We start from the raw sequence: 20963 nt of genomic DNA on the forward strand, positions 1-20963 counted from the left end.
GGCCGCTCTCGCGTCGACGTCGGGGGAAAGCAGTCAACCGCTCTCCAGTGATTACGGTCAAGTACGATCAAGCTACACACAGTAAACAACAGATTAAGACCCGCCCCCTCGATGAAGGGGCGGGTCTCGTGGTGCTGGTGGGGCGTGCGGTGCCGTTACTTCAGCGCCGGCGGCGCCGCTTCGGCGGAGGTTCCCCAGGTGGAGGGCTTGCCGCCGACCGTGAAGGACAGCTCCCGCAGCCCGCGGATGTCGTCCGTCGTCAGATACGTCTTCCTCAAAGCGGTCCCGTCGGTCTGCGCCGACTGGATGTACCGCGCCGAGTCAGACGTCCCCGGTGCCTTCACCGTGAGGCGGCCCTTCGGGTAGTAGCGCCGGTCGAGGGTCACGTCCACCCGCTCGAAGACCGGGGTCGACAGGCCCCAGGTGTCCGTGCCGGGCTGGACCGGGAAGATTCCGATCGACGACAGGACGTTCCAGGCGGACATCGTCCCGAGGTCGTCGTTTCCGGTCATGCCGGTCGGGGCGTCCGTGAAGAGCGTGAGCGCGGCGTGCACGACGTCGGTCGTCTTCCAGGGCTGACCGGTCGAGAGGTACGTGTAGGGCGCGATCAGGTCGGGCTCGTTCTGCGGGTTGTACTTGTCCGCGTTGTAGTAGTCGTACGGACCGTTCACCCACACCTCGCGGGCGGTCTTCGCGGGGTCCTGCACCAGCTGGTCGTACGCGAAGAACGAGTCGAGGCGGTCGTTGGCCGGCTTGGTGCCGCCGATCAGGCCGACCATCCCGGGCAGGTCCTGCGGGACGAGCCACTGGTACTGCCAGGACGTGCCCTCGTGGAAGCCCTCGCTCTTGGCGGGGTCGGCCGGGCCCGTGAAGGTGCCCGCCGCGTCCCGCGCCCGGAAGAAGCCGGTCGAACTGTCGAAGATCTTCCGGTAGTTCTGCGCCCGCTGTGTGTACCGCGCCGCGTCGTCCTTGTGGCCCAGGTCCTTCGCCATCTGCCCGAGCATCGCGTCGGACAGCGCGTACTCCAGGGTCGCGGAGGCGCCGTGGTCGTAGTCGGAGTCGCCCGGCTTCACATGCGCGCGGTCCTTGATGTACGGCGCGAAGCCGTCCGCGATGTACTCCTTGTTGGCCTCGCGGCCGACCGGCGCGGAGTCGGCGGGCGGAACCCCGTCGGCGTTCTTCTTCAGCGCGCGGTACGCCTGCTCCTCATACCCCTTGAGCAGACCCTGCTGATAGGCGTTCGTCAGGAACGGAGTGACCGGGTCACCCGTCATGATGTTCGTCTCGACCGTGCCGTAGCCCCACTTGGGCAGCCAGCCGCTCTCCTCGTCGATCTTGATGACGGAGATCGCCATGTCGCGGGACTCGCGCGGCGCGAGCAGTGACAGGAGCTGCGCCTGCGTGCGGTAGGTGTCCCAGAGGGACCAGTTCTGGTAGTACGTGTAGCCCTTGGCGCGGTGGATCTTCTGGTCCCAGCCGGTGTAGCGGCCGTCGACATCGCTGCCGACGTTCGGCGCGAGGAACGAACGGTACAGGGAGGAGTAGAAGGTGCGGCGGAGCGTGTCGCTGCCGCCCTGCGCCTTGACGTCGTCGAGCCGGTCCTCCCACGCGGCCTGCGCGGCGTGCTCGACACGGTCGTACGAACGGCCGCCCTCGGAACGGAGGTTGAGCGCCGCGCCCTTCGCGTCGACGTACGAGATCGCCGTGGTCGCCTCGACGCTGCGGTCCTTGGAGGTGTCGAAGCGCACGAACGCGCCGCTGCGTTCGCCGCCGGCCGTCGACTCCTTGGAGCCCTCGGTGACCGCGTCGCCCTTCCAGGTGCCCGACGTCGTGAACGGCCGGTCGAAGCGGGTGATCGTGTACACCGTGTACGGCTTCGTGTCCTGGCAGAAGCCGCTGCCGGTGATGGCCGTGCGGACGGTGCGGTTGTCGAGGATCTCGACCTTGGTGTTCAGGGTCTTGTGCAGCGACTGGCCTGCGTTGATGAGGACGTTGGCCTTGTCGGTGGCGGGGAAGGTGTAGCGCTGGACGCCGGTCCGCTTGGTCGCGGTCAGCTCGGCCTCGATGCCCGTGTTCAGACCGACCTTGTACGAGCCGGGGCTGGCCTTCTCGTTGTCGTGACTGAACTCGGCCGCGTACTTGGCGTAGTCGGTCGACGTGATGTCGCCGGTCGTGGGCAGCACGGGCAGATCGCCGCCGAGGCCGCAGCCGACCCCGGACAGATGCACGGTGGAGAAGCCCCGGATGTGGTTCTCGGAGTAGTCGTAACCCGTGTTGTGGCCCGTGTCGGGCGAGAACTGCACCATGCCGAAGGGCACAGCGGCGCCCGGGTAGGTGTTGCCCTCGTTCTCGGTGCCGATGAACGGGTTGACCAGATCGGTGAGCCGGCCCTCGTCGGACACGGCCGCCTGGGCCGACGGCACGGCGAGCGCCCCGCCCAGGAGCGCGGCCGCCGCCACCGCCGTCCCCGCTCCGCGCAGCCGTTGGGTCCATCTCATGGCGAGACCGCCTCCTCGAGTACTAGACAACGTTGTCAATTCGCAGCGCGGTCATTCTTCTGGCGCGTGCGTGTACTCGTCAAGGGACACGGCAGCGGGAGCCTGCGGACGAGACACGGCACAGGGCACCCGCCGACGAGGGGCAGGAACGGTCAGACCACGACCTGTCGGCCCTTCCCCAGTGCGATCACCCCGCCCTTCGACACCGTGTACAGCTCGGCGTCCCGCTCCGGGTTGACGCCGATGGTCGCCCCCGGCGGGACGTCCACGTTCTTGTCGAGCACGGCTCCGCGCACCACGGCGCCCCTGCCGATCCGGACGTTGTCGTGCAGGACCGAGCCCTGGACGACGGCGCCCTCCTCGACGGTGACACCCGGAGAGAGGACGGAGCGGGTGACCTGGCCGCGGATGACGCAGCCCGGGCTGACGATCGACTGGCCCGCGATGCCGCCCGCGCAGAACTTGGCGGGCGGCAGCTGCCCGGGGTGCGTGTAGATGGGCCAGCGCCGGTTGTCGAGGTTGAAGGCGGGCTTGTCCGAGAGCAGGTCGAGGTGGGCCTCGTAGTACGCGTCGAGGGTGCCGACGTCGCGCCAGTAGCCGTGCTCGTGGGGCGTCTCGCCGGGGACGTGGTTGCCGTCGAAGTCGTAGAGCTGGGCGACGCCGCGTTCGGTGAGCATCGGCAGGATCGAACCGCCCATGTCATGAACGGAGTTGGGCATCTCGGAGTCCTGCTGCAACGCGTCGATGAGGGTCTTCGTGGTGAAGACGTAGTTGCCCATGGAGGCGAAGACCTGGTGCGGGGAGCCGGGGATGCCGGGCGGGTCGGCCGGCTTCTCGAGGAAGCGGTCCACGCGCGTCCCGTCACCGGCCGGCGTGATGATCCCGAACGCCGAGGCGTCCGCGCGGGGTACGCGGATGCCGGCGACCGTGACGCCCGCGCCGCTCTCGATGTGCTGCTGGAGCATCTGGCGCGGGTCCATGCGGTAGACGTGGTCGGCGCCGAACACCGCTATGTAGTCGGGCTGTTCGTCGTGGACCAGGTTCAGGGACTGGAGGATGGCGTCCGCGCTGCCGAGGTACCAGCGCGGGCCGAGGCGCTGCTGGGCCGGGACGGGCGTGACGTAGTTGCCGAGCAGGCTCGACATGCGCCAGGTCGTCGTGACGTGCCGGTCGAGCGAGTGCGACTTGTACTGGGTCAGGACGCAGATACGCAGGATGTCCGCGTTGACCAGGTTGGACAGGACGAAGTCGACGAGGCGGTACGTGCCGCCGAAGGTGACCGCCGGTTTCGCCCGGTCGGCGGTGAGTGGCAGCAGGCGCTTGCCCTCCCCGCCCGCCAGTACGATCCCGAGCACCGAAGGTCCACCGCGCATCCCAGCCCCCAGCTTCACCTTGAGGATCTATATCGCTTCGAGGAACTGCCCCGTCTTGCCCGTCTGTTACGCCATCTTGACCGGCTGCGTCGTGTTGAGGATCTCGTCGTACACGTCGGCCGTGCGGCGGGCCACGGTGTCCCAACCGAACTCGCGCTCCGAGCGCTCCCGGCCGGCGGCGCCCATGCGGGCCGCCTCGTCGGGGTCACCCACCAGCCGGTTCAGGGCCTGCGCGAGCCCGCTCTCGAACGCCTGCGGGTCGCGCTCCTCGTAGGGCACGAGGAGCCCGGTCGTCCCGTCGGCGACGACCTCGGGGATGCCTCCGACGGCGGAGGCCACGACGGCGGTTCCGCACGCCATCGCCTCCAGGTTCACGATGCCGAGGGGTTCGTACACCGACGGGCAGACGAACGCCCGTGCGTGGGTGAGAAGTTGGACCACATCGGTACGGGGCAGCATCTGCGGAATCCAGTGGACGCCGTCCCGCAGCGCACGCAACTCGTCCACGAGGGTGCGGAATTCACGCCCGATGGCCGGGGTGTCGGGCGCTCCGGCGCACAGGATCAGCTGCGCCGACGGGTCCAACTCCTTCGCCGCCCTGAGGAGATGGGGCACGCCCTTCTGCCGTGTGATGCGTCCGACGAAGACCACGTACGGGCGGTTCTGGTCGATGCCGATGCGGGCGAGGACGTCCGTGGCGGGGTCGGGACGGTAGAGGGCGGAGTCGATGCCGTTGTGGACGACGCGGACCTTCGCCGGGTCGATCGCCGGATAGCAGGCGAGGATGTCGTCGCGCATGGCTCCCGAAACCGCGATGACCGCGTCGGCCGCCTCGACGGCGGTGCGCTCGGCCCAGCCCGACAGGGCGTATCCGCCGCCGAGTTGCTCGGCCTTCCAGGGGCGCAGGGGCTCGAGCGAGTGCGCGGTCACGATGTGCGGGATGCCGTGGAGCAACTTGCCTATGTGACCCGCCAGATTGGCGTACCAGGTGTGGGAGTGGACGAGTTCGCGGCCTTCGAGCGCGGCGGCGATGGACAGGTCCACGGAGAAGGTGCGCAGGGCGTCGTTCGCCCCGTCGAGGGCCTGCCACGCGCGGTGGCGCCGCAGCCCCTCGGAACCGCCCTCGCCCCACGTGTGGACGTCGAGGTCGACGAGGGGGCGTAACTCCCTTGCGAGGAACTCGACATGGACGCCCGCGCCGCCATAGACGTCCGGCGGGTACTCCCGGGTCAGCAGCCCCACTCTCATGCAGAACCCCCGTCGTCCGTAGCGTGCCCGGCCGCGCACCTTCATGGTCACCCAGAAGCGGCCGGTGGGGAAGAGTGCTGCGGCGGCCGCTCGAAGCAGCAGTCGCCGCAGAGACCGCCGCCGGGGGCACGGTAGATGAGGCAGCAGCTCGTGCGGCGGAAAGCGGTGCCGGTGCGGGTGCCGGTCGCGGCGAGGCGGGGGTCCGCGAAGAGTTCCGTGGTCAGGAGGCGGGCGCGGGCGGCGACGTCGGGGCGCCCGGCGCGGCGCGCCCAGCGGCTGATCTCGCGGGCGGCACCGGCGAGCGCGGACCCCGCGTTGCCGCGCAGCAGCGGGGCCGAGACACGGTAGCGGGCACGCAGGGCGGCCGACAGCGGCTCCAGGTGGCGATCCAGCACGAGCTCCGCGAGGTGCGCGCTGTCGGCGGGGAGCTGCCCCGTACCGGCGAGGAACAGGTCGTCCGGCGCACTGGCGTCGGGGTTCCAGTGCAGCAGCGCGGGGTCGAGGTCCGGGACGCGCCCGAAGAGGGCCGCACTGCCGAGCGTCACCGACCAAAGGCGCGCCGCGAGGCCGAGTTGGGCGACGGACACCGCGACGCGCGGTTCGGGCACGGAGAGTGCCCGCGCGACCTTCTCGACGCGGTACGTGAGAGGGTCGCGGACCGGTGCGTCGCTCTGATAGACGCGCCCCAGCGCCGGTGGGTCACCCTCCGCGTCCTTGGTGTCGCACAGAGCGAAGAATCCGCCGAGGGAACCGAGTTCGCGCAGGTCGATGTGGACTGTCACGGCCTCAGTACAGCAAGTAGGCGTCCGCAGGTCACGGGTGGGGTGCACCCCGTGTCCCCCACCGGGTGGAGGCCCCGGGGCGGGTCGTACTCCATCGGCAGTAGGACCCAATGCGTGCTCAGGTACGACGACGCGAGCACCGGAAAGAGAGATCGTAGAGGCATGGAAACCGACCGTTCGCCGCACCACGGGATGCGCCGCCGCACAGTGAGGAGCGGCCGATGAGTGCACTCACGCTGGCTGTGCTGCTCTCCCTCGTCTCCGCGGTGGCGTACGCGGGCGGCGCGATCCTCCAGGAACGCGTCGCGGTGTCCACGCCCGAGCACGCTTACGCGCCGCTGCGCCGCCCGGTGTGGTGGTGCGCGGTCGCGCTCAACGGTCTGGGAGCACTCCTGCACGTGGCCGCCCTGGCGTACGGGCCGCTCAGCCTCGTGCAGCCCCTCGGCGCCCTGACGATCGTGTTCGCGCTGCCGATGGCGGCTCTCTTCGTGCACCGCAAGGCCGGGGCCACCGCCTGGCGGGGCGCGATCATGGCCGCGGTGGGTCTCGCCGGTCTGCTCTCCCTCACGGGGTCGGCGTCCGAGCAGTCCCTCGAAGGCACGGAGCGGCTGATGGTCGCCCTCGCGACGGCCGGCACGGTCCTCGCCCTGATGACCCTCGCGCACGCCGTGCACCGCCACCCCGTGGTGCGCAGCGTCCTGCTCGCGGGCGCGGCGGGTGTCGCGTTCGGCATCGCGTCCGTGTTCACGAAGTCCGTGGCGGTCGAGTGGACGGAGGACGGGACGTTCGCCCAGTTCTCGAGCTTCCTGGTGATAGCGGCGCTCGCCACGTCCGGCATGCTCCTGTCCCAGGCCTCGTACCGCGGCGCGGGCCTCGCGGCTCCGCTCGCCACAGTGACCGTCGTGAACCCGGTGGTCGCGGCGGCAGTTGGCCTCACGCTCTTCGGCGAAACGTTCCGATACGGCACGACGGGCACCGCCCTCGCCCTCGCGAGCGGTGTCGTCGCCGCGGGCGGCCTGATCCTGCTGACGACGGAGCGGATCAGCGGGGCGCGCAGGACGGCCACCGAGCCGGTCGTCGCGGCGTTGCCCGCCCAGTCCGTGACCGAGTCACCGCGCGCGATCACCGACGGCGAGCCGCTGGTGCGGCGCGTCGAGGCGCCCGCGCGGGATGCCGATGCGCATGGCCGCACCAAGGGCAAGGACCGCCGCTACGACGAGTGGCACAGCCCCCGCGACGAGCGCATCAAATCCTGACGCCGTGCGCCCGCAGATACGCCAGCGGGTCGACGTCCGAACCGAAGCCGGGCCCCGTCCGCACCTCGAAGTGCAGATGCGGGCCCGTGCTGTTGCCCGTGGAACCGGAGCGGGCGATGCGCTGACCGCCCACGACCCGCTGCCCGGCCTTCACGCTGAGCGCCGAGAGATGGCCGTACTGGCTGTACTTGCCGTCGGCGTGCCGGATCACGACCTCGTACCCGTACGAGCCGCCCCAGCCCGCGGAGACGACATGGCCGGAGGCGATGGCCTTGACGGTCGTGCCGGTGGACACGGCGAAGTCGACGCCCGTGTGGTAGCCCTTCGACCAGGAAGAACCCGCCGCGCGGTACGGGGTGCTGAGACTCGCGGAGACGGGAGCGGTGACGTCGTGTGACGCGGCGGGCTTCTCGGTCCGGGGCCGGGTGGCGGTGGCCGTGCCGGTCTTCTTGGCGGGGGCCGCCGTCTCCCGTTTCTGGTCGCTCTTGTCGTGCTTCTGGGCCGACTTCTGGGCCGGCCGTTCGCGCTTCTGCGGGGCGGCCGGGTCGCGCGGCTTGGTCGACGGGTGCAGGGCGATGCGCTGCCCGGGCAGGATGAAGTCGGGGTCCGAGCCGATGGTGCGGCGGTTCGCCTCGTACAACTTCCGCCAGCCGCCGGGCACTTCGCGGGCGTCGGCGATGCCGGAGAGGGTGTCGCCGCCGACCACCGTGTACATCTGGGCCGTGCCCGCCGTCGACTGGGGCGTGACCTCGGGCTTGACGTCCTTGACGGTGCGCTGGGGCTTCTGCTTGACGGTTTCGGTGTGCGGTCCCGGAGTGTCGCCGCCGCGGGTGAGGCCCGCGCGGGCCGAGCAGACCGGCCAGGCGCCGGGCCCCTGCCCGTCGAGGACCTTCTCGGCGACGGCGATCTGCTGGCTCCTGGTGGCGCGGTCGGCGCGCGCGGCGTAGGCGGTGCCGCCGTAGGCCTCCCAGGTGGACTGCGTGAACTGGAGCCCGCCGAAGTAGCCGTTGCCGGAGTTGACGCTCCAGTTGCCGCTCGACTCGCAGGCCGCGACCTTGTTCCAGGTGTTCGCGTCGGCCGCGTGCGCCACACCCGCCCCGATGAGAGGGATCGCCATACCCGCGCTGCCCGCGGTGACGGTGAGCGACGCCCGGTTGATCCGGTTCGGCTGATACCGGCGATGCCGACCGCGTACGGCCATGGAAGCCCCCTCAGACACAGGTCAGAAGCGGCAAGTTAGCCGCTCCGACACACTCATGACAAGACCCGCACAGGGGTGACACGAGCGGTCAAGAGGGACCAAGGGGGCTTCCTCCAGGCGTAGTTCGCGTTTCAGCCCCGCAACCGCACCGGCAACCAGTCGAGTTGGGCGGCCTGATGGAAGGGCCCCCCGCCCTCGTGGTCGTTGAAGGTGTACACCTTGATCGTCTTGTCCTGCCCGGCATAGGAGTTGAACGCCGCGAAGACCGTGGAGGGCGGGCAGGTCTGGTCCTCGAGCGCCACCGAGAAGAGGGCGGGCGCGGTGCCGCGGGCCGCGAAGTGCACGCCGTCGAAGTACGACAGCGTGCGGAAGACCTGCTCGTCGGCGCCGATGTGCGCCTTCAGATACAGGGCTATCTCGCGGTACGGGTGGCGTTCGGTGAGGGTGGCCGCGCGGGGGAACTGGCACAGGAACGGCACGTCGGGCGCGATGGCGACGAGGTCGGGCACCAGGCCGCCGACCGCGATCGTGATGCCGCCGCCCTGGCTGCCGCCGAGCGCGGCGACGCGCGACGCGTCGACGAGGGGGTGCGAACGGGCCGCCTCGACCGCGCGCACGGCGTCGGTGAAGACGCGCCGGTAGAAGTACTCGTGCGGGTCCTCGATGCCGCGCGTCATGAAGCCGGAGTGCGCGGGTCCGCTGCCGACCGGGTCGGGGGTGTCGCCCACCCTGCCCCCGGAGCCCTGGCCGCGCGTGTCCATGACGAAGTGCGCGAAGCCGGCCGCGGCCCACAGCAGGTTCGTGTGCGGCAGACCGCGCCCGCCTCCGTAGCCGATGTACTCGACGACGGCAGGCAGCGGCGCCGTCGTCCCCGCGGGCAGGACGAGCCAGCCCTTGACCGGATGCCCGCCGAACCCGGCGTACGTAACATCGAAGACGTCGACCGCGGACAGCGGCACGTCGACCGGTACGAAGCGCGCGTCGAGGTCGTGCTCACGCGCCTCTGCCAGGGTCTTCTCCCAGAACGCGTCGAAGTCCTCGGGCCGCGTCAACGTGGGCCGGTAGGACTGAAGTTCGTCGAGCGGCAAATCGAAGTGAGGCACGGGCGGCTCCTTGTTCGTAGAGAGTTCCGTAGAGACCTCCGCAGCGAGTCCTGAGGGCTCGACGAGAGCGTCGCAGCGTCACGGTACGCCTCACCGCGCTACAAATGAACAAGAACGATCACCTCCCTACTTCAGGAGCGACAGGCATGAGCAAGTCAGCCCAGATCGGTGTCACGGGGCTCGCTGTCATGGGGCGCAACCTCGCGCGGAACTTCGCCAGGAACGGCTACACGGTCGCCCTGCACAACCGCACCGCGTCCCGCACGCACGACCTCGTGGCGGAGTTCGGCGGCGAGGGCGAGTTCGTCCCCACCGAGACCGCGGAGGAGTTCGTGGCCGCGCTGGAGAGGCCGCGCCGCCTGGTGATCATGGTCAAGGCCGGTGACCCCACGGACGCGGTGATCCAGGAGTTCGCGCCCCTCCTGGAGCCCGGCGACATGATCGTCGACGGCGGCAACGCGCACTTCGCGGACACCCGCCGCCGCGAGCGTGAACTGCGCGAGCGCGGCATCCACTTCGTCGGCACGGGCGTCTCCGGCGGCGAGGAGGGCGCCCTGAACGGGCCGAGCATCATGCCGGGCGGCAGCCAGGAGTCGTACGCGGCGCTCGGCCCGATGCTGGAGAAGATCTCCGCGAAGGCCAAGGACGGCTCCCCGTGCGTGACGCACGTCGGCCCGGACGGCGCCGGCCACTTCGTGAAGATGGTCCACAACGGCATCGAGTACGCCGACATGCAGCTCATCGGCGAGGCCTACCAGCTCCTGCGCGACGTGGCGGGCTACGCCCCCGCGCAGATCGCCGACATCTTCCGCAGGTGGAACACCGGCCGGCTCGACTCGTATCTGATCGAGATCACGGCCGAGGTCCTGTCGCACGTGGACGCGGCGACGGGCAAGCCCTTCGTGGACGTCGTCGTCGACGAGGCGGAGCAGAAGGGCACGGGGCGCTGGACCGTGCAGATCGCGCTCGACCTGGGCGTCCCGGTGTCGGGCATCGCCGAGGCCGTCTTCGCGCGCTCGCTGTCCGGCCACGCGGACCTGCGCGCGGCCTCGAAGGACCTGGCGGGCCCGACGCCGACCGCGCTGAGCGAGCCGGAGGCCGCGGCGTTCGCCGACCGGGTCGAGCAGGCCCTGTACGCGTCGAAGATCGTGTCGTACACGCAGGGCTTCCACGAGATCACGGCGGGCAGCGAGGCGTACGGCTGGGACATCGACCTGGGCGCCGTCGCCTCGATCTGGCGCGGCGGCTGCATCATCCGGGCCGCGTTCCTCGACCGGATCACCGCCGCGTACGACGCCCGGCCCGACCTGCCGAGCCTCCTCGCGGACAAGACGTTCGCGCAGGAGATCGGCGCGGCGCAGGACGACTGGCGTGCCGTCCTGGTCGCCGCGACGGTCGAGGGCGTCCCGGCGCCGGGCTTCGCGGCCGCGCTCGCGTACTACGACGCGCTGCGCGCCGACCGCCTCCCGGCCGCGCTCACGCAGGGCCAGCGGGACTTCTTCGGCGCCCACACGTACCGCCGCACGGACCGCGACGGCGCGTTCCACACACTGTGGGGCGGCGACCGGTCCGAGGTGTCGGCGTAGGGGGCGCACTCCGACGGGGGGCGCGTGTGCGTACGCCGCTACAGCGGCGACCGGTCCCAGCTCTCGGCATGGGAGGCTTGCCCCTGCCGCTACCGGACACTTGCCCAGTGCTCCACCCTTCGGGGTGGAGGTGCAGGGCATCTGGCCCGTAGCGGCCCGAAGGGCCGCAGCGCCGCAACCGAATCGCCTTGCCCAACAACGTAGTTGTCGGACCTATCGCCGGGCGGGCGGAAACTCAGGCCTGTGGAGGCCCCATAAGGCGGACCCTCACCGGTCGGCAGAGGCCCGTGCAGCAGGAACCCGTGGTGGCACTGCGGAGCAGCACCGACCGGAATCGTCCGCGTTCACGCGGGCGAGGGCGTCAAATGGGTGAAGGCTCCGGCTCGGGCGGCGCCGGCTCCGGGTCGGGGTTCGGCGGGCCCGGGGACGGCGGGGGCGGCGGGGGCTGCGGCGTGGGGCCGGGGCCGGGCGACGGGGGCGGCGGGATCGGGGACGGGAACGGCCCGGGATCGGGGACGTCGGGCCCCGGGGTCGGCGGGGTGACGGGATCGGGGATGGGATGCGTCATCGATTCCTCCAGGGGGTCGGAGGCCGGCCGCGCTCCGGGTGGGGCACAGCCGGTCCCTGCCACTGTCTCCCGGCACGCGTTCCCACGCCCGCCGGGTCCACACACCGCCCGGCCGGCTCTCAGCCCTTGATACGGGTGAGGCGTACGACGGGAATGTCCCGCTCGGTCTTCTTCTGGTAGTCCGCGTACGGGGCGAAGATCTCCACGAGGTGGGGCCACACCCTGGCCTTTTCCTCCGAGGAGAGGGTCTCGGCGCGGGCGGCGAACCGCTCGGTCTCGACGCGCAGCCGCACGTCCGGGTTGGCCTCCAGGTTCAGGTACCACTCGGGGTGCTGGTCGGCGCCGCCCTTCGAGGCGACGATCAGGTAGTCGTCGCCGTCGCGGTCGTAGATCAGCACCGTGCGGCGCCACTTACCGGAGTGACGCCCCTGGTAGTCGAGCAGCAGACAGGGCGCGCTCATCGGGCCGGGGATCGTGGTGCCCTCGGTGCCGCCGGACTCCTCGTACAGGCGGGCCTGCTCGGCGACCCAGCCCGTGGGGCTGATCACGACGTCGGTGCCGGTCTCGTCCTGGGCCATCTGGCTCTCCTCGTGCAGCTCAAGCCGGTGTCACTCGGTACGAACTCGGCTCAGCCTAGGCCGTGTTGTCCGCCGCCGCGCGCAGGCCGGGGCGGGGGCTGGAGAGGACGGGGACCGTCGCGGTGGTCCGGTCGGCGGCGGGTGCCATGGAGGCCTGGGCGAGCACGACGACGTCGACATCGGTGAGGGCGTCCACGGCGGCGGCCACGAGGTCCCGGTAGCCGTCCCGGTCACCGGCCTCGAATCGCTCCCAGGCCCCTGCCACCAGCACCGTGCGTACGTCGACGGGGCGGCCGGCGCGGGCGGCCTCCTCCTCGACGAGGGCGACGGTCGGCGCGAGGGTGCTCTCCAGTGCTGCGACCACGGCGACGGCACGTCCGGCTTCGACCGCGGCGGCGGCCATCGGCCGGTCCACGCGCAGGACAGGGACGCCGACGGCGGCGGACTGGGCCTCGGCGACGCCGCCGATGGTCGAGCAGGTGCAGAGCACGGCGGCCGCCCCCTCGGCCACGGCGGCTTCGAGCAGCGCGCGCACGTCGTCCGCGACGGCGTCGGGCCCGGCGGTCCTGGCGCGTTCGAGCAGGCTCTCGTCCACGACGTGGCGCAGGGCGAGACCGGGGTGGTGGGTGTCGCGCAGGGCGTCGAAGACCGGGACGTGGACCGGGGAGGTGTGCAGGAGAGCGAGGGTCACGCGGTCACCACTTGGCCGAGTCGTCGGCGAGCGCGCGCTGCGCGGCGTCCATCAGCTCCGGCGGGGCGGCGGGGGCCTCCCCGGGGTGGCGCGCTGCCCACTGCACGACGAACGGGCACAGGGGCGCGACGGCGATGCTCTCGCGGGCGGCGATGGCGTACAGCTCGCGGGCCAGCGATCCTGCGATGCCGCGGCCCTCGTGCTGGGGCTCGACGACGGTGTGCACGGGCACGAGGGCCCTCTCGGGCGCGTCGAGGACGAAGTACTGGATGTACCCGAAGGTGGAGCCTTGGGGGTCGCCCGCCGCGCGGGCCGCGAGGAGGCCCCTGTCCCGTTCGTCGTGGATCTCGATGTCGCTCATGGGGGTCTCCTCGCGTCTGCTGCGCGACGGTCAGCCGCTGGTGGCCGCCACCGCCTGGGGGCTGCGCTCCGTGTCACCGCCGGGAACCGGCTCGGACGGGTCGGCGCCCAGGGCCACGATCCGGTTCTCCCGGTCCACGTGCACGACTTGGGGCCGCAGCGCACGCGCCTCGGCGTCGTCGACCTGAGCGTAACTGATGATGATCACGAGGTCCCCGGGATGCACGAGATGGGCCGCGGCCCCGTTGATCCCGATGACACCACTCCCCCGCTCGCCCTCGATGACGTACGTCTCCAGGCGGGCGCCGTTGTCGATGTCGACGATGTGGACGAGCTCACCGGGCAGCAGATCGGCGGCGTCGAGGAGGTCACGGTCGATGGTGACGGACCCGACGTAGTGCAGGTCGGCCTGGGTGACGGTGGCGCGGTGGATCTTGGACTTGAACATGGTGCGCAGCATGAAGAAGCTCCTGATCTGTCTGCTCCCTGCCTGCTTTATGCAGGTCAAGGGCCGTTGCCACACCTTACAACCAGGCGCTTGTCCGGGCGTTCTCCCCATGTTTTTCAGGATCCGCACTGACCGAATGCTGAGCTTTCTCACGGCGCATCAGGCCGCTCCACAGCGAGGGGCTGCTCCACGAACGAGTCGGCCGCACGCGGGCTTGGCCTATCGGAGTGAACCGCGCTGCACGTGCGCACCGCCTGCGTACGAATGTCCGGTCGTGCCTCCGACGATGACCGTCGGCGGAGACCGGCCGGTCTCCGCCGTCGTGTACACACGCACCGAGGTGGAGAGATGCCCAGCATGCGGGGACAGCGCAGCAGGCACCGCTTGCTCGCGTTGATTTCGGGCTGTCTGCTGTTGGCGACAGGTGGCGCACTGCCGTCACAAGCGGCCCCGCCTCGCCGGGCCGATGTGTCGACGGTCTCGTTCGACAACCTCCGTACCGGCTGGGACCGGAACGAGCCGGGCCTGGCGCCGTCGCAGGTGTCCAGCTCCGACTTCGGGCAGCAGTTCTCGACCGCCGTGGACGGCCAGGTCTACGCCCAGCCGCTGGTGGCGGGCAAGACGGTCGTCGCGGCCACCGAGAACGCCAAGGTGTACGGCCTCGACTCGGCGACCGGGAAAGTCAACTGGACGAAGGACGTGGGCCCCTTCTGGCCCGCCTCGGCGATCGGCTGCGGTGACCTCACGCCGAACTACGGGGTCACCTCGACCCCCGTGTACGACGCCGCCACCCAGACCGTCTACCTCACCGCGAAGGTCAATGACGGGCCCGACACCAGCCACCCCAGCTGGTACGTCCACGCGCTGGACGCCTCGACCGGAACCGAGCGCAGCGGCTGGCCGGTGAAGGTGCAGGGCGCCCCGGTCAACGACCCGAGCCACCCCTTCAACGCGTTCACCGCCGCCCAGCGCCCCGGCCTCCTCCTGATGGACGGAACGATCTACGCGGGCTTCGCCTCGCACTGCGACATCGGCCCGTACGTCGGCTATGTGCTGGGGGTCAACACCACCACCCGCAAGACGACGCTGTGGGCCGCGGAGGACTCCGCCGCCAACGGCATGGCCGGCATCTGGTTGAGCGGCGGCGGTCTGGTCTCCGACGGGCCGGGACGGATCTTCTTCACCACCGGGAACGGAGTCTCCCCGGCGCCCGGCCCCGGTTCGAATCCGCCGGGCCAGCTCGCCGAGTCGGTGGTCCGGCTCGGAGTCAACAGCGACGGCACGATGTCCGCGCAGGACTTCTTCAGCCCCAGCAACGCCCCGATCCTCGACCAGAACGACACCGATCTGGGTTCCGGAGGCCCGACTGCGCTCCCCGGTCCGGTGTTCGGGACGAGCGCGCACCCCCATCTCATGGTGCAGATCGGTAAGGACGGCCGGCTCTTCCTCCTCGACCGGGACAACCTCGGTGGCCGCAGCCAGGGCGCCGGTGGAAGCGACGGGGTGCTCTCCGTCTTCGGCCCGTACGAGGGCGTCTGGGGGCACCCGGCCGCGTACGGCGCCGAGGGCGGCTATGTGTACACGATCGGCAGCGAAGGGCCGCTGCGGGCGTTCGCGTACGGAGTCAACGGTGCGGGCCAGCCCGCGCTGACCAACACCGGCACCAGCACCGGCAAGTTCGGCTACACCTCCGGCTCGCCCGTGGTGACCTCCACCGGCACCACCCCGGGCTCCGCCCTTGTCTGGACGATCTACTCGCGGGGCTCCAACGGGGCGGGCGGCGAACTCCGCGCGTACGACGCCGTCCCCGTCAACGGCACCCTCAACCTGCGCTACTCCGTCCCGATCGGCACCGCGTCCAAGTTCTCCGTGCCCGCCACCGACGGCGGGCGGGTCTACGTAGGCACTCGCGACGGCCATGTGCTCGCCTTCGGCCGGCCGGCCGCCACCGCGCTGAGCGGCAGCCCGGTCGACTTCGGCCAGGTCGCCGTGGGCGCCACCGGCCGCGCCACGGCCAAGGTGACCGCCACCCGGGACGTGACCGTCTCCGCGGTGAGCACCCCGTCGGGCAGTCGGTTCTCCGCCGCGCCCACCGGACTGCCGGTCACCCTGCATTCCGGTGACACCTACTCGGTGCCGGTGTCGTTCGCGCCGACCGCACCCGGCGCGGACACCTCGGTACTGACGTTCACCACCAACCTCGGCGACATCGGGTTCGGCCTGACCGGTTACGGCACCCAGTCCCGGCTCACCGCTTCCCCCTCCCAGCTGGCCTTCGGCACCGTGGCCACCGGCACGACCAAGACCCTGGGCGTGACCTTCACCAACACCGGCACCTCGGCCGAGACGGTCTCGGCGAGCAGCCCACCGAGCAGCCCGTTCAGCGCCGTGGGCCTGCCCGCGAACGGCGCCGTCGTCCAGCCCCAGCAGTCCGTCACCGTCCAGGTGAAGTACGCCCCGACGACCGCCGGTGACAGCACGGGATCCCTCTCCGTCACCTCGACGAGCGGCACCACCACCGTGCAGCTCAACGGCACCGCGGTGACCGGTCAGGCACATCTGACGGTCACTCCGGCCTCCACCGACTTCGGCAGTGTCGCGGTCGGGAAGTCGGTCACCAAGACCTTCGACATCAGCAACACGGGCAACATCCCCCTCACCGTCACCAAGGCGGCCCCGCCCACGGCACCCTTCCAAGTGACGAACCCGCTGAGCGAAGGCCAGGTCATCGGCCCGGAGGACGTGATCCACCAGGCCGTCACCTTCTCCCCGACCGCCGTCGGCGCGGCGTCCGGCGTCTACCAGCTCACCTCCGACGACGGCCGAGGCCCGCAGAACGAAGCGCTCACCGGCATGGGAACCGCGGCCGGCGGGGTCACCGTCCCGGCACCCGGAGCGGGCGGCTGGAAGCTCAACGGCTCCGCGAAGCTCTCCGGCAACGACCTGCAACTCACCCAGGCCAGCACGTACCAGGCGGGCTCGGGCGTCTTCCCCGTGCCGGTGACCACCGACGGCCTCAAGGCGGCGTTCACCACCGTCATCGGCGGCGGCACCGGCGCCGACGGCCTCACCTTCGGCCTGCTCGACCCGGCCAAGAACACATCCAGCGCGCTCGGCACGGACGGCGGCGGCCTCGGCTGGGGCGGTAAGGCGGGCGTGGCGATCACCTTCGACACGTACCGCAGCTCGGGTGACCCGTCGGCGAACTTCGTCGGCATCACCACGTCCAGGGCCAACGGCGTCTTCACCTACGCGGCGACCAACATCAACGCGCCGAACCTCCGCTCGGGCCCGCACGCCGTCGCCGTGTCCATCACCGGCAAGACCCTCACCGTCTCCATGGACGGCACCCAGCTGCTGAACACGACGGTGCCCTCACTGCCCCCGACGGCCCTGCTCGCCTTCACCGGCGGCACCGGCGGGCAGACCGACATCCACACGGTCCGGGACGCGGCCATCACCGCGAGCTCGTACGCCCCCGGACCCAGCGGCTGGACACTCAACGGCGCCGCCGCGGCGTCCGGCACCGACTTCGTGCTCACCCAGGCCGTGCAGAACACCGAGGGGAGCGCCGTTCAGAACGCCCCCACGGCGTCGGCGGGGCTGAAAGTGAGCTTCACGTCGACGATCGGCGGCGGCACCGGCGCCGACGGACTCGCCCTGATGCTGCTCGACCCGTCCAAGACCACACCGACCGCGCTGGGCTTCGGCGGTAGCGGTCTCGGCTACGCGGGGCTGCCGGGCATCGCGGTCACCCTGGACACCTACCGCAACACCGGTGATCCCTCGGCCAACTTCGTCGGGGTGGCCACCGGCGGGAACGGTGCGCCCTTCCAGTACGCCGCCACCTCGACCGCCGTGCCCGCCCTGCGCACGGGTACGCACACCGTCGACGTGAGCGTGACGACCGCCGGTCACCTCCTGGTGAAGGTGGACGGCACCCAGGTCATCGACACCGCGGTGACGCTGCCGCCGAACGTGCTGGTCGGGTTCGCCGGGGCCACCGGCGGCCTTACGGACAAGCACACGGTCGGCGGCGTCAGCATCACTCACTGAGGGCCCCGGCACGAGAACGGGAAGCACCTGCCGCGGGCGGGTCGGGGTGCGGGGCGGGTCTTCTCCGTGAAGCCCACGGTGGGCAGCCGCCCGGTGGCCCCATACCCGCCGCCGTACTCGGATCGGCTCCTCAGATCACGTACTCCGGCCCCGCGCCCGGGTCAGCTGCTTCAGTTCGATGATGGTCGCGACGGCGCGCAGCCAATTGGCCGCGGTGTCGTCGGCGGCGATCCCGCCCACGAGTTCGGTGCCGGCCCGCAGCCACTCCCGTACGAGGTCGGCCGCCTCCCGGCGGGGCAGGGGCTCGGGCAGCTCAGCGGCGCGGTCGAGGCCGCCGGCGCGCACGGTGTCGGCGAGGAAGGCGACCGAGCGCGGCTCGGTGCCGAGGCGGTCGAGGATGACTGCTGCGGCCGCGGCGCCGTCGCCGAACAGGGCGGTGCGCCGGGTGCCGGGCGCGGCGGTGAGGCCGTAACGCAGCAGGACGGTGATGTCGAGCCGGGCCAGCTCGTCGTCCGTGCGGTCCGGCGGGTACGGGGCGTCGTCGTTCATTGCGGGGCCTCGGGTGTCTCGTCTCATCTGACTGGTCCGCTGCGGCTCAGTCGACGGTGACGGTGTAGGTGATGCGCTCGGGGGCCGGGGAGGGGGTGGCCGCTCCCGTGGTCGGGGTGGCGGAGGGTCCGGTCGTCTCGGGAGGCCGGCTGGAGGTGTTGCCCTGGCAGGTGGTGAACGTGCAGTGCAGCAGCGTGAACCGCGTGGTCCCCTTGCCCTTGGCCTCGAAGGTGAAGGTGAGCCGGCCGCCGGCACCGGGCACCGGGGTGTCGCCGGAGTCCGACGCGTAGTCCTGGCCGCGGCTGACGAGCACCGCAGTGTCGGGCTCGGGGCCGACCAGGTACCAGTACTCGCGGGTGGAGGCGTTCTGGTCGACGGTGAGCGTGAAGCGCTCGCCCGGCTCGGCGGTGATGCTGGTGTCCTTCACCGGGTGGCTCGTCGGGCGGCCCACGGCGCTCGTGGAGCCGCCGGCCGGTTCGTCGGTGCCCGAGCCGCAGCCCGTGGCGAGAGCGAGGAGCGCGGCCGCCGCGATCGCGGCACCGCCCCTGCTACCGCGGAAGATAGACGCTGTACGCGTTGGGGAGATCACTGCTGGAAGCCTTGCCCATGTGGCCGTTGATGAAGTCGTCCTCGCTGACCCAGGTCGTCGAGCCCCAGGGGTTGTACACCTGAAGCTTGTCACCTTCCTGGGCGATGATGGTCATCGCGTGGGCGCCCTCCTTGCCCGAGACGTCGACAGGCACCGGCCGTCCCTCCGCCACCGATTTCTCGACTTCGGTGAGGACCGCCCTGCGGTCGTCGGCGCTGTTCAGGTCCTGGCGCTGGTAGTCGTTGCCGGTGGCACTGCCGACGGCGGTGTCGTTGATCCGTTCCTGCCCCTCCTGCCCCATGCCGCCCCAGTTCTTGCCGCCGTCGCCTTCGGTGTGCAGCCGGTGCTGTTCGGCCACCAGGCGCTGCTTGAAGGCCTCGGGGTCGTCCTGCTGCCCGTCGGGGCCGCCGGTGAGGTCGAGCGCGTACATCGGGTCGACCATGGCGCGGGAGGTGACGGTGGAGGAGGCCACGCAGGTGCCCTCGGAGCCGTCGCCGCCCTGGATCCACAGCTGGCCGTCGAACGTGGCGTAGTCCTTGTTGTTGTTCGACCCGTCCGACGCCAGGCCCTCGTCGTCCATGCTGTCCGTGGCGGTGACCACCGGAGTGAGGTGCCGGCGCATCCAGTCGGCGTCCTTGCCGTGGATCTTGTTCTGGAACGTCTCGATCTCGGCGACGCTGTGGCCGGCGGCCAGGGCCTTCATCAGGTAGGCCCGCTCCTGCGGGTTGTCCGACTTGGCCAGCATCCGCTCCATGGCCGTCTCGTCGTCGAGACTCAGCAGGTCCATACGCGTCGACGCGCGCGCCAGGTCGCCGGGCGTGAGGATCTCGTTCAGCTCGGTGTCGGCGCCCGCGACGCCGGTGTCGGCGAGCATCAGCTTGTCGACGGCGGTGAGTTCGCTGGTCTCCATCTTGCCGGCCCGTGCCTCGGCGGCCCACTTGTTCAGGTCCCGGGCGGCGACGCGGGTGGCCTCCTGCGCGTCGGAGACGGCGGCGTGCATCAGGTCGACCGCGTAGGAGCCGAAGTGGGCGGCGTTCTTGCGGTCCCACTCCTCCTCGTCGTTCTCGTGCAGGTCGTCGAAGAAACCGTCCTTGCCGCCGAGCGTCTTCTTCTGCTCCAGCAGCTGACCGCGGCCCTGCTCGTCCTTGCGCTGCGCGGCGCCGATCGCGTCGGCCAGCGTCAGCAACACGGTCGCGCAGCCCTGGAACGCCTCGCTCATCTGGGTCGCGGACCGCCCGGCGGCGTTCACCACGTCGGAGGCGAGGACGCTCGTGTCACCGACCCACACCTCCGGAAGACCCTTGCGGCCCACCCGGTCGACCTGGTCGAAGACGCTGCCGACCGGGTCGACCTGGCCGCGGTAGAGACTCGCCAGGCCCTCCAGCACGCCCTGGTCGCCGCCCGGTTCGGGCACCGAGAGGGCGTCGTCGATCAGATCGAGGAGCTCGTTCTTGCTTCCGGCACCGAGCACCTTCTTGGACAGCCCGGCGAGCCACGCGAGGCGGAAGGAAGGGGAGTTGAGGGGAGAGGAGAAGAACGACATCGGCCCGCTCCTCAGTAGCTCGACAGGGCCGAGGTGCGCCCGCCCTGCGTCGATGTGTCGGTGAGGCTGCTCGTGCCGCCGACGGGGACGCTGTCCGCGTGCGTCTTCACCAGGCCGTCGGTGCCGTGGTAGGTCTTCTTGGCCAACTGCACCTTGCCACCGAGCTCGTGCAATGCCGACGCCAGTGTCTTGGCCTCCGCCTCCCACGCCTTGACGAACGCGTTCAGCGCCGACGCGGCGTCATCGCCGCCGACATCGCTGTACGAGTAACTCGTGCGGGACTTGACGGCCGAGCTGACGCCGTCCATGTCCGTGCCGGCGTCGTCGAGTTGCTGGGCCTGGCCGGTCATACCTGCCTTGACCTGGTAGCCGTCCGAGCCCACCGCGCCTCCCCCGTATGCATTCGATCGCGACCGCGGGCAGGCTAACACGCACTGTTTATATGAAGGATCACACGTCGTCCGCCACACACACCTCCTCCACATCACCCGCCCCACGGCAGGCCCGGGCGCTCACCCCGGCCCAGGCGATCGG

The 20963-nt window shown here is 70.9% G+C and carries 17 protein-coding genes; 3 read left to right on the plus strand and 14 right to left on the minus strand.

All coding sequences use genetic code 11. The annotated features are described in order from the left end of the window. Positions 1–155: 155 nt before the first annotated feature. From OG574_RS07500 to OG574_RS07515, 4 genes are all read right to left on the minus strand, one after another. Entirely contained in the window at positions 156–2498 is a 2343-nt protein-coding gene (locus OG574_RS07500) for a GH92 family glycosyl hydrolase (RefSeq protein ID WP_326772459.1), read from the minus strand. Between the two features lie 152 nt (positions 2499–2650). After that, a complete protein-coding gene (gene glgC / locus OG574_RS07505) occupies positions 2651–3871 on the minus strand; it encodes a glucose-1-phosphate adenylyltransferase (RefSeq protein WP_100592945.1) in 1221 nt (406 codons plus the stop codon). A gap of 66 nt (positions 3872–3937) precedes the next feature. After that, on the minus strand, positions 3938–5119 hold the full coding sequence (gene glgA, locus OG574_RS07510) for a glycogen synthase (RefSeq protein ID WP_326772460.1): 1182 nt from the start codon (positions 5117–5119) through the stop codon (positions 3938–3940). A gap of 47 nt (positions 5120–5166) precedes the next feature. Beyond that, positions 5167–5901 carry a (2Fe-2S)-binding protein gene (locus tag OG574_RS07515; protein ID WP_398376636.1) on the minus strand — a complete coding sequence of 245 codons (735 nt, stop codon included), beginning with the start codon at positions 5899–5901 and terminating at the stop codon, positions 5167–5169. A 221-nt stretch (positions 5902–6122) separates the two neighbouring features. On the opposite strand from OG574_RS07515, the gene OG574_RS07520 reads away from it, so the two are divergent. Further along, positions 6123–7157 carry a DMT family transporter gene (locus OG574_RS07520; protein ID WP_326772461.1) on the plus strand — a complete coding sequence of 345 codons (1035 nt, stop codon included), beginning with the start codon at positions 6123–6125 and terminating at the stop codon, positions 7155–7157. Here OG574_RS07520 and OG574_RS07525 read toward each other — a convergent pair. Both OG574_RS07525 and OG574_RS07530 read right to left on the minus strand, forming a co-directional pair. Further along, positions 7147–8358 (minus strand): transglycosylase family protein, encoded by a 1212-nt coding sequence (locus OG574_RS07525; RefSeq protein WP_326772462.1) that lies wholly within the window; start codon positions 8356–8358, stop codon positions 7147–7149. The two genes, OG574_RS07520 and OG574_RS07525, sit on opposite strands and share 11 nt — an antisense overlap. 131 nt (positions 8359–8489) lie before the next feature. Then, positions 8490–9461, minus strand: coding sequence for an acetylxylan esterase (locus OG574_RS07530; RefSeq protein ID WP_326772463.1), 972 nt, complete (start codon positions 9459–9461; stop codon positions 8490–8492). A gap of 146 nt (positions 9462–9607) precedes the next feature. Between OG574_RS07530 and gndA the strand changes: the two genes are divergently transcribed. Next, a complete protein-coding gene (gndA, locus tag OG574_RS07535) occupies positions 9608–11047 on the plus strand; it encodes an NADP-dependent phosphogluconate dehydrogenase (protein ID WP_326772464.1) in 1440 nt (479 codons plus the stop codon). Positions 11048–11734: 687 nt separating this feature from the next. Here gndA and OG574_RS07540 read toward each other — a convergent pair. From OG574_RS07540 to panD, 4 genes are read right to left on the minus strand one after another with little or no spacing between them, the layout of a single operon-like run. Then, positions 11735–12193: a nitroreductase family deazaflavin-dependent oxidoreductase gene (locus OG574_RS07540; RefSeq protein WP_326772465.1), complete on the minus strand. Its 459-nt coding sequence runs from the start codon at positions 12191–12193 to the stop codon at positions 11735–11737. A 55-nt stretch (positions 12194–12248) separates the two neighbouring features. Next, positions 12249–12884 carry an aspartate/glutamate racemase family protein gene (locus OG574_RS07545; RefSeq protein ID WP_326772466.1) on the minus strand — a complete coding sequence of 212 codons (636 nt, stop codon included), beginning with the start codon at positions 12882–12884 and terminating at the stop codon, positions 12249–12251. A 4-nt stretch (positions 12885–12888) separates the two neighbouring features. After that, positions 12889–13245, minus strand: a complete 357-nt coding sequence (locus tag OG574_RS07550; protein ID WP_326772467.1) for a GNAT family N-acetyltransferase — start codon at positions 13243–13245, stop codon at positions 12889–12891. A gap of 30 nt (positions 13246–13275) precedes the next feature. Continuing rightward, a complete protein-coding gene (gene panD, locus OG574_RS07555) occupies positions 13276–13704 on the minus strand; it encodes an aspartate 1-decarboxylase (protein WP_116506146.1) in 429 nt (142 codons plus the stop codon). A 336-nt stretch (positions 13705–14040) separates the two neighbouring features. Here panD and OG574_RS07560 point away from each other — a divergent pair, with 336 nt between their 5' ends. After that, positions 14041–17748: a choice-of-anchor D domain-containing protein gene (locus OG574_RS07560; RefSeq protein ID WP_326772468.1), complete on the plus strand. Its 3708-nt coding sequence runs from the start codon at positions 14041–14043 to the stop codon at positions 17746–17748. 135 nt (positions 17749–17883) lie between these two features. On the opposite strand, the gene OG574_RS07565 is transcribed toward OG574_RS07560, so the two are convergent. Genes OG574_RS07565 through OG574_RS07580 form a run of 4 tightly spaced genes read right to left on the minus strand, consistent with a single transcriptional unit; the run spans position 17884 to position 20812 of the window. Next, positions 17884–18297, minus strand: a complete 414-nt coding sequence (locus OG574_RS07565) for a hypothetical protein (protein ID WP_326772469.1) — start codon at positions 18295–18297, stop codon at positions 17884–17886. A gap of 46 nt (positions 18298–18343) precedes the next feature. After that, entirely contained in the window at positions 18344–18886 is a 543-nt protein-coding gene (locus OG574_RS07570) for a protease inhibitor I42 family protein (RefSeq protein ID WP_326772470.1), read from the minus strand. Then, entirely contained in the window at positions 18846–20429 is a 1584-nt protein-coding gene (locus OG574_RS07575) for a peptidoglycan-binding protein (protein ID WP_326772471.1), read from the minus strand. The genes OG574_RS07570 and OG574_RS07575 overlap by 41 nt, the downstream gene beginning before the upstream one ends. A gap of 11 nt (positions 20430–20440) precedes the next feature. Beyond that, positions 20441–20812, minus strand: a complete 372-nt coding sequence (locus OG574_RS07580) for a hypothetical protein (protein WP_100592931.1) — start codon at positions 20810–20812, stop codon at positions 20441–20443. Positions 20813–20963: the final 151 nt, after the last annotated feature.

It is taken from the genome of Streptomyces sp. NBC_01445, assembly GCF_035918235.1.
Lineage (GTDB): Bacteria > Actinomycetota > Actinomycetes > Streptomycetales > Streptomycetaceae > Streptomyces.

Excerpts from the sequence above, each read along its gene's own strand:
- OG574_RS07500 (WP_326772459.1), bottom strand. The coding sequence starts at position 2,498 with ATGAGATGGACCCAACGGCTGCGCGGAGCGGGGACGGCGGTGGCGGCG.
- glgC (WP_100592945.1), bottom strand. The coding sequence starts at position 3,871 with ATGCGCGGTGGACCTTCGGTGCTCGGGATCGTACTGGCGGGCGGGGAG.
- glgA (WP_326772460.1), bottom strand. The coding sequence starts at position 5,119 with ATGAGAGTGGGGCTGCTGACCCGGGAGTACCCGCCGGACGTCTATGGC.
- OG574_RS07520 (WP_326772461.1), top strand. The coding sequence starts at position 6,123 with ATGAGTGCACTCACGCTGGCTGTGCTGCTCTCCCTCGTCTCCGCGGTG.
- OG574_RS07525 (WP_326772462.1), bottom strand. The coding sequence starts at position 8,358 with ATGGCCGTACGCGGTCGGCATCGCCGGTATCAGCCGAACCGGATCAAC.
- gndA (WP_326772464.1), top strand. The coding sequence starts at position 9,608 with ATGAGCAAGTCAGCCCAGATCGGTGTCACGGGGCTCGCTGTCATGGGG.
- OG574_RS07540 (WP_326772465.1), bottom strand. The coding sequence starts at position 12,193 with ATGGCCCAGGACGAGACCGGCACCGACGTCGTGATCAGCCCCACGGGC.
- OG574_RS07550 (WP_326772467.1), bottom strand. The coding sequence starts at position 13,245 with ATGAGCGACATCGAGATCCACGACGAACGGGACAGGGGCCTCCTCGCG.
- panD (WP_116506146.1), bottom strand. The coding sequence starts at position 13,704 with ATGCTGCGCACCATGTTCAAGTCCAAGATCCACCGCGCCACCGTCACC.
- OG574_RS07560 (WP_326772468.1), top strand. The coding sequence starts at position 14,041 with ATGCCCAGCATGCGGGGACAGCGCAGCAGGCACCGCTTGCTCGCGTTG.
- OG574_RS07565 (WP_326772469.1), bottom strand. The coding sequence starts at position 18,297 with ATGAACGACGACGCCCCGTACCCGCCGGACCGCACGGACGACGAGCTG.
- OG574_RS07575 (WP_326772471.1), bottom strand. The coding sequence starts at position 20,429 with ATGTCGTTCTTCTCCTCTCCCCTCAACTCCCCTTCCTTCCGCCTCGCG.